This is a genomic window from Actinophytocola sp., assembly GCF_035634895.1.
Taxonomy (GTDB): Bacteria; Actinomycetota; Actinomycetes; order Mycobacteriales; family Pseudonocardiaceae; genus Actinophytocola.
Genome location: NZ_DASQCC010000064.1, coordinates 67,399 through 75,013, shown reverse-complemented (window position 1 = coordinate 75,013; position 7,615 = coordinate 67,399). Strand labels below are relative to the sequence as shown.

General features: G+C 73.1%; 8 protein-coding genes. 5 read left to right on the top strand and 3 right to left on the bottom strand.

The window, feature by feature from the left end; genetic code table 11:
- On the top strand, nt 1-537 hold a 537-nt coding region (locus VET29_RS09470), incomplete at its 5' end, for an MFS transporter (RefSeq protein WP_324917705.1).
- Nucleotides 538-548: 11 nt separating this feature from the next.
- On the opposite strand, the gene VET29_RS09465 is transcribed toward VET29_RS09470, so the two are convergent.
- Nucleotides 549-1,466, bottom strand: a complete 918-nt coding sequence (locus VET29_RS09465) for an NAD(P)H-binding protein (protein WP_324917703.1) — start codon at nt 1,464-1,466, stop codon at nt 549-551.
- Between the two features lie 114 nt (nt 1,467-1,580).
- On the opposite strand from VET29_RS09465, the gene VET29_RS09460 reads away from it, so the two are divergent.
- Nucleotides 1,581-2,519, top strand: a complete 939-nt coding sequence (locus VET29_RS09460; RefSeq protein WP_324917700.1) for a LysR substrate-binding domain-containing protein — start codon at nt 1,581-1,583, stop codon at nt 2,517-2,519.
- A 77-nt stretch (nt 2,520-2,596) separates the two neighbouring features.
- Here VET29_RS09460 and map read toward each other — a convergent pair whose 3' ends face one another.
- Nucleotides 2,597-3,391 (bottom strand): type I methionyl aminopeptidase, encoded by a 795-nt coding sequence (gene map, locus VET29_RS09455; protein ID WP_324917697.1) that lies wholly within the window; start codon nt 3,389-3,391, stop codon nt 2,597-2,599.
- Nucleotides 3,392-3,468: 77 nt separating this feature from the next.
- Here map and VET29_RS09450 point away from each other — a divergent pair, with 77 nt between their 5' ends.
- Both VET29_RS09450 and VET29_RS09445 read left to right on the top strand, forming a co-directional pair.
- Nucleotides 3,469-3,735 carry a helix-turn-helix transcriptional regulator gene (locus VET29_RS09450; protein ID WP_324917695.1) on the top strand — a complete coding sequence of 89 codons (267 nt, stop codon included), beginning with the start codon at nt 3,469-3,471 and terminating at the stop codon, nt 3,733-3,735.
- Between the two features lie 150 nt (nt 3,736-3,885).
- Nucleotides 3,886-6,141, top strand: coding sequence for an MMPL family transporter (locus tag VET29_RS09445; RefSeq protein WP_324917692.1), 2,256 nt, complete (start codon nt 3,886-3,888; stop codon nt 6,139-6,141).
- Here VET29_RS09445 and VET29_RS09440 read toward each other — a convergent pair.
- Complete coding sequence (locus VET29_RS09440) at nt 6,073-7,011, bottom strand: alpha/beta hydrolase family protein (RefSeq protein WP_324917689.1); 939 nt, start codon at nt 7,009-7,011, stop codon at nt 6,073-6,075. The genes VET29_RS09445 and VET29_RS09440 overlap by 69 nt on opposite strands.
- Nucleotides 7,012-7,070: 59 nt before the next feature.
- Here VET29_RS09440 and VET29_RS09435 point away from each other — a divergent pair, with 59 nt between their 5' ends.
- Nucleotides 7,071-7,598 carry a helix-turn-helix domain-containing protein gene (locus VET29_RS09435; protein WP_324917686.1) on the top strand — a complete coding sequence of 176 codons (528 nt, stop codon included), beginning with the start codon at nt 7,071-7,073 and terminating at the stop codon, nt 7,596-7,598.
- The last annotated feature ends 17 nt before the right edge of the window (nt 7,599-7,615 follow it).

Here is a 7,615-nt window from a genome sequence, read left to right as displayed (position 1 = left end):
GGCTTCGGCGGCATGTTCGCCGTCTACTCCTACATCTCACCGATCACCACCGAGGTCACCGGGCTGCCGGACTCCGCGGTGCCCTGGATGCTGGCGGTGTTCGGCCTCGGCATGACCCTCGGTGCGGCGGTCGGTGGCCGCTTCGTGGACCGGTCGGTCATGGGTGCCGTGTTCGGGGCGCTGGCCTCGGTGACGGTGGTGCTCGCCCTGTTCGGCCTGACGGCCACGATCCCGTTGGCCGCCTTCGGTTCGGTGTTCCTGATCGGCCTGGTGTCGCAGGTCCTCGCCTCCGCGTTGCAGGTGCGCCTGATGGACGTCTCCCCGGACGCGCCGTCGCTCGCGTCCTCGTCGAACCACTCGGCACTGAACATCGCGAACGGCGCCGGCGCGTGGCTGGGCGGCCTGGCCATCACGGCCGGCTGGGGGTACGCCGCCACCGCCTGGGTCGGCGTGGCACTGAGCCTCGCCGGCCTGACGGTGGCCGTCGCGTCGACGAAGGCAGGTCGAGCCGGGCGACCGGTGCCGGCAGCGGCCTGACCTCGGTTCGGTCAGTGGGCGTCGACTGCCTCCGGGGCGGCGAGGACGGCGGGCTTGAGCGTCGCCGCGCACCACCGCGCGAACCCGGTGGCCGGGCCCGTCCGCGGCGCGCGGTCGACACCCGAGTCCAGGCCCTGGTCCTTGGCGCGCTTCATGTCGACGACCCCCTCGACGAACGCCTCGTCGAGGCCGTAGCCGAGCAGGGTGGACCGCAGCTCGTCGAGCGGCTGGCGCTGGTAGCGGACCGGCCGGCCCAGCTCCTCGGTCATGATGCGGGCCAGGTCGTTGGGCGAGAGGTCCTCCGGGCCGAGCACCGGCACGCTGCCGACGCCGGTCCAGGAGCGGTCCAGCAGCAGACCGGCCGCCGTCGCGGCGATGTCGGCGACGGCCACCAGCGGGGCACGGCGGTCCGCGGCGACGGTGTCGGTGAAGACGCCGTGCTCGCGGATCGACTCGGCTTCCTCCAGCAGGTTCTCGAAGAAGGAGGGACAGGCCAGCGCGCGGTAGGCGACCCCGGAGCCGCCGATCAGGTCGTCCATGGCCAGGGACGCGGTGACCAGCCCAGCCCGGGCGGCCTGCGGGGTGCCGCGGCCGAGCGCCGAGACGCCGACGACATGACCGACACCGTGTGCCGCGAACGCCCGCGCGGCCGGGCGGGTGAAGCCGCTGTAGGCCTCGTCGGGCGTGGCCGAGGAGTCCGGTGGCACCAGCCAGAAGACGGCGTCGGCACCGGAGAGGGCGCGGTCGACGGTCGCGGCGTCGCCGTGCGAGCCGGTGACCACCTCGATCCGGCCGCGGACGGCCTCGGGGAGCCGGGCAGGGTCGCGGACGACGACACGCAGGTCCTCTCCGCGTGCGGGCGCGGCCTCGACCAGCAGTGACAGCAGCCGCCTGCCGATGTTCCCGGTGGGGGCGGTAATGACGATCATGAAAACCTCTCGGTCGGGTCGGATCGGTCCAGCCCCCTCAGCGTGCGGACCCGAATGGCATTGCCACAATGGGAACTTCAGCATCCAATCATTGCCCGAAACGGAATAACGCCGGTGAACAGCCCTGCCTCGAACCTGGACGCCAACCTCGCCGTCGCCCTCGACGCGCTGCTGACCGAGCAGAGCGTCACCCTGGCCGCCGCGCGGCTGCGCACCTCCCCCGCGGCGATGAGCCGCACCCTGGCCCGGCTGCGCCGGGTGCTCCAGGATCCGCTTCTGGTGCGGGCGGGTCAGGCGATGGTGCCCACCCCCCGCGCCGAGGCACTGCGGGACGAGGCCGCCGCGGTGGTGCGCCGGCTGGCGGCGTTGCTCACCCCGAGCGGCCGGATCGACCCCGCCGCACTGCGGCGCGCCTTCACCGTCCAGGCCTCGGACCTGGTCGGCGCGGCGCTCGCGCCGGGCCTGCTCGCGCTGGCCCGGCGCGAGGCGCCGGGCGTCTCGCTGCGGGTGCTGGCCGAGGAGTGGGAGGAGAGCCCCGCGCTGCGCGACGGCCGGATCGACCTGGAGATCGGGGCCATCGACCACACCGACCCGGAGACCCGGGTCGAGGAGCTGGTCACGCTGCGGATGGCGGCCGGTGTCCGGGCCGGGCACCCGCTCACCGAAGGAACACTGACACCCGCCAGGCTGGCCGCGGCCCAGCACGTGGCGGTCAGTCGTCGAGGACGCTTCACCGGCCCGCTCGACGCGGCCCTGGCCGAGCAAGGGCTCAGCCGGCAGGTCAGCGCCGTCCTGCCCGGGCATCTGGCGGCGATGGCGCTGGCCGCGGCCGGCGACGTGGTCTGCCTGGTGCCGACCGCGCAGCCGGGCGAGCCCCCGTCACCACTCGGCGACGCGGCAGCGGCGATGGGACTGCGCCTGCTGGAGATCCCCCTGCCGCTCCCACCGCTGACGATCGGCATGGCCTGGCACCCGCGCCACACCGCCGACGGCGCCCACCAGTGGCTGCGGGACGCCGTACGCCGGGTACTCCGCCCGGCCCGGGCGGAGTAGCCCTGGCGCGGTTCATGCCTACCCGTCCACCTGCTGCCCGCTCGCCAGGTCCCCGGTCTCGGTGTCGTCTGCCGAGCTCACGCCGAGGCCGAGTCCACGTGGTGTGGCAGGCGTTGGGTGAGCACCCGCGGGCCGGTCTCGGTGATCGCGACCGTGTGTTCGGAGTGGGCGGTGCGGGAGCCGTCGGCCGAGCGGATGGTCCAGCCGTCGGGGTCGAAGATGATCCGGTCGGTGGTGCGGGCGAACCAGGGTTCGAGTGCCAGGGTCATGCCCGCGCGAAGCTTGAGGCCACGGCCGGCGCGACCCCTGTTGGGGACATGCGGGTCCTCGTGCATGGTTCGTCCGAGGCCGTGGCCGCCGAACTCGTTGTTGATCGGGTAGCCGTAGCCGGTGGCGACCGTCTCGATCGCCGAGGAGATGTCACCCAGCCGGTTGCCCGGCCGCGCGGCCTCGATGCCGGCGACGAGCGCCTCCTCGGTCGCGCGGAGCAGTCGCAGGTCGTCGTCGGACGGGGTGCCCACGATGATGGTGCGGGCGGCGTCCGCGACCCAGCCGTCGATGCCGACCGCGAGGTCCATGGTGAGGATGTCCCCGTCGCGCAGCGGGTAGTCGTGGGGCAGTCCGTGGAGCACGGCGTCGTTGACCGACAGGCAGATGACGTTGCGGAACGGGCCGTTGCCGAAGGACGGGGCGTAGTCCCAGTAGCAGGACTGGGCCCCGCGCTCGCGAATCCGGTCACGGACGTGGTGTTCCAGGTCGAGGAGGTTGACGCCCACGTCGGCCAGTTCGCTGAGCTCGGACAGGATCTGGGCGATGAACTGCCCGGTGGTGTGCATCCGTTCGATCTCCGCGGGCGTCTTCAGCTCGATCATCGGTTCCCTCGCATCGTCGGTATAATAATACCAACGTAGCACTTGCGGTATTAAAATACCAGCCGTATGCTGGCGGCGTGGTCCGCAACCCGCTCACGTCCGAACAGATCGAGGCCGGCAGGCGTCTGGGCAGGCTGCTCCGTGACGCGCGGGCGGACCGCGATCTCGGTGAGGTGGCCAATGCGGCCGGCATGTCGCCGGAGACGCTGCGCAAGATCGAGACCGGTCGGCTCCCGACCCCCGCGTTCGGCACGATCGCCTGCCTCAGCGAGGTACTCGACCTGCCGATACAGGACCTCGCCGCCGCATGGCGCAACAACCCGCCGCTCGAAGCGGCGTCCTGACAGCCGCCCCAGCCGGTTCGCGCCCTCGTACTCGTCCGTGCGCTGAACGGGACCGGCGCGGCACTTCCGTGCCGGACTTCCGGGTGGCGACCGGCGCGGCCGGGTCGCTGCGGCAGGATGTGCACCTCGACGAAACTGGAGGGGTTCGAGGTGCTCTCAGCGCTCGCGGGGTGGTGTGGGCGCCACCGCAAGCTGGTGGTGCTGTTATGGGTCTTGCTCGCGGTCGGGTTGTTGGCCGGCGCTCGGCTGGTGGACGGCACGACGGCCGACGACGTCGTGGTGCCCGGCAGCGACAGCGAGGCGGCCAACGCGCTGCTGTCCGCGGACAAACCGTTCGGCCAACAGAGTTCCCAGCTGGTGCTCACCGCGCCGGCCGGCACGCGCGTTGACTCGCCAGGACTTCGGGCCGCGATACGGGACACGGTCGTCGCCGTGTCGGCGGTGCCGGGGGTCGGCACGGTACCCGCGCGGGTCGAGCCGAGCCCGAACCGGACCGCGGTGCGGTTCACCGTGCCGCTCGACCCCGGCGTCACCGCCGGCAAGGCACTGGGACAGCAGGTGCTCGACGCCACCGGACCCGCGCGTGCGGCGGGGATGGACGTGGCGCTCGGCGGGACGCTGGGACGTGAGCTGTCGGCGCTGAACTCCCGGCCGAGCGAGATCATCGGGATCGTGGCCGCGTTGGTGGTGCTGCTGCTGGCGTTCGGCTCGGCGGTCGCGGCGCTGCTGCCGATCGTCTCCGCGGTGGTCGTGGTCGTCGGCGGGCTCGCCGGGCTGGACATGCTGAAGAGCGCCGTCAGCATCCCCGACGTCGCGCCGACGCTCGCCGCGATGATCGGGCTCGGGGTGGGCGTGGACTACACGCTGTTCCTGGTCAACAGACAGCGCAGGCTGCTCGCCGCCGGGGTGCCCGTGCCGGACGCCGTGGCCCGTACCGCCCGGTCGGCCGGCGCCGCCGTGTTGTTCGCCGGCGCGACCGTGGTCGTGGCGATCAGCGGGTTGATGCTCACCGGCATCGACTTCGTGTCCTGGCTCGGCTGGAGCAGCGCGCTGCTGGTCGCCGGCGCCGTGCTGTCGGCCGTCACGCTGGCCCCGGCCGTGCTCGCCATGGCGGGCACCAGGCTGAGCCGCGGCCGGCCGGCCGCGGCCACGGACGACGACCTCGACCGCGGCGCGTGGGGCCGGTTCGGGTGGTGGGCCACCCGCCGGCCCGTGGCCGTCGCGGTCGCCAGCGCGGTCGTGCTGCTCGGGCTCGGTGCGCCGGCGCTCGCGCTGCGGCTCGGCCAGTCCGACGCCGGTGACCGCGGCACCGACCAGCAGACCGTGCTGCACTACAACGCCACCGCCGCCGGGTGGGGGCCGGGTGAGAACGGCCCGCTCACCGTGGTGCTGACCGACCCGGCCCAGGCCGGGCCCGCCGCGGCCGCCCTGGGCGCGACCGCGGGTGTCGCGTCGGTGGCACCGCCGCGTCGGCTGCCCGCCGGCGCGGTGTCCCTGCGGGTCGTCCCGGACACGCCCCCTTCCGACCCCGCGACCGGCGACCTCGTCGAGCGGCTGCGGACCGAGGTGCTGCCCCGGTTCGGCACGGCACACGTCGGTGGCGGGACCGCGACACGCCTCGACCTGGCGAACCGCATCACCGAACGGCTGTCGTGGCTCATCCTCGTGGTCGTCGGGGTGGCGTGTGTGCTGTTGCTGCTGGCGTTCCGGTCGGTGCTGCTGCCGGTCAAGGCGGCGCTGATGAACATCGTGTCCGTGAGCGCCGCGTACGGGGTGGTCACCGCGGTGTTCCAGTGGGGCTGGGGCGCGGGCCTGCTCGGCCTCGACGGGTCGGTGCCGATCGACAGCTACGTGCCGATGGTGCTGTTCGCCGTCCTGTTCGGACTCTCCATGGACTACGAGGTCTTCCTGCTCTCGGCGGTCCAGGAACACTGGGCCCGCACCGGCGACAACCGCCTGGCCGTGCGCCGCGGCCTCGCGGAGACCGGTGGCGTGATCACCTCCGCCGCCCTGATCATGGTGTGCGTGTTCGCCAGCTTCGTCCTGGTCGACAACCCCACCGTCAAGATCTTCGGCCTCGGCCTGGCCACCGCCATCGTCGTCGATGCCACCATCGTGCGCTGCCTGCTCGTGCCGGCGACCATGGTCCTGCTCGGCCGCTGGAACTGGTGGCTCCCACGCTGGCTCGACCGGTCACTCCCCCACCTGCTCGACCACCGCGATCCCGTGCCGGAGCCCGGAAACGGCGGCCAGGGCGAGCCGGACCAACGCGCCGACGTCACCTCACCGAGGCCGCCGACTTCCGGCGGCACGGCGTCCCACGCGGGTGAGGGTCGATCACCGGAGCCGGCCGGCCAGCCAGCGAGCGACGCCGGTGAGCAGGTCGGCGTCGACCGGCTGGCGTAGCAGGCGGCGGTAGGCGAACACGGAGCCCGGGCCGTCGGTGCGGCGGAGGATGTGGGTGAGGCCGGGAACACGGTGGGTCTCCGCGCCGCCGGGGATCAGGCGGGCGATCACGTCCAGGTCGGCGGGATCGACCTGGACGTCCTTGTCACCGGTGACCGCCAGGACGGGAACCGTGATGCGGGCGAGGTCCGCGCTGGGGTCGTAGGCCAGCTGCTCACGCCACCACCGGGCGTTGAGCCGCATGCCGCCGATGCGGGCCGAGTCGGTCGTGGTCGCGGCCAACCGGGCCAGCTGCCGGGTGGCGACGCGACGCAGGACGGGCAGCAGCGGGCGGACCGGACGCGGCAGCGAGGCGGCGAGCTGGCTCCCCTGCCAGCGCACGGCCTCCTCGCCGGGACGCGCGTAGCCGGACAGCAGGACGGCAGCCGCGGGCTGGGCATGAGCGGCCAGCCACATCGCATGCACCGCGCCCTCGCTGTGCCCGAGCACGCCGACGGCGCGCGGGGCGACCTCCGGGTGGCCACGCAGGGCGTGCAGCGCGGCCACGGCGTCGGCCCGGTTGTCGAGGAACCCGACCGTGTGCCAGTCACCGGGGGTGGCGCCCACGCCGCGGCGGTCGTAACGCAGTGAGGCGATGCCCTGCGCGGCAAGGGCGTACGCGAGCGGACGGCCAAGCTCCATGCGCACGCGGCCGGCGTTGGCGTCGCGGTCGATCTTCCCCGAGCCGGGCAGGCACAGCACCGCCGGGTGCGGGCCGGGCGTGGTGGGCAGGGTGAGCGTGCCGGCGAGCGCCACTCCGTCCGCCGCCGGCGCGGCCAGCTCGATCTCCCGCACGACGCCGGTCTCCGTTGTTGTGTCGGCCCCAGACATGATCTACCTCCATGGTTATCAATTTTGATAAAAGTACCAGACGTTGGAATGATGTGTCCATGGCGACTCTCGACGTGCTGCTGCACCCCGTTCGGCTGCGGATCCTGCGCACCTTCCTGGACGGCCACCCCGCCACGACCGCGCAGCTACGCGAGCGGCTGCCCGACATCCCGCCCGCGACGATGTACCGGCACGTCGCGGCGCTGGCCAACGCGGGCGTGCTCGAGGTGCTCGACGAGAAACGGGTCCGTGGCACGGTCGAACGCACCTACCGGGTGAGCTGGCGCCACGCAGAGATCGACCCGGCCGACAAGGCCACCATGACCGCCGACGACCACCGGCGGGCGTTCACCGCGTTCGTCGGCGGGCTGCTGGCCGACTTCGACCAGTATCTGGTCGGCGAACCGGTCGACCCCACCACCGACGGCGTGACCTACCAGCAGGCCGCACTGTGGTTGACCGACACCGAGATGAATGAGCTGCTGACCGAGATCCGCGCGGTCGTCACCGCCCGGCTCGGCCGCGATCCCGACCAGGACCGCACGCGCCGCATGATCAGCCTCATCGCCATGCCGGCGCGGACGTGAGCTGCGCACGTTCCGAT

Coding starts and splice junctions, on each gene's coding strand:
- VET29_RS09465 (WP_324917703.1), bottom strand. CDS start 1,466: ATGATCGTCATTACCGCCCCCACCGGGAACATCGGCAGGCGGCTGCTG.
- map (WP_324917697.1), bottom strand. CDS start 3,391: ATGATCGAGCTGAAGACGCCCGCGGAGATCGAACGGATGCACACCACC.
- VET29_RS09440 (WP_324917689.1), bottom strand. CDS start 7,011: ATGTCTGGGGCCGACACAACAACGGAGACCGGCGTCGTGCGGGAGATC.
- VET29_RS09435 (WP_324917686.1), top strand. CDS start 7,071: ATGGCGACTCTCGACGTGCTGCTGCACCCCGTTCGGCTGCGGATCCTG.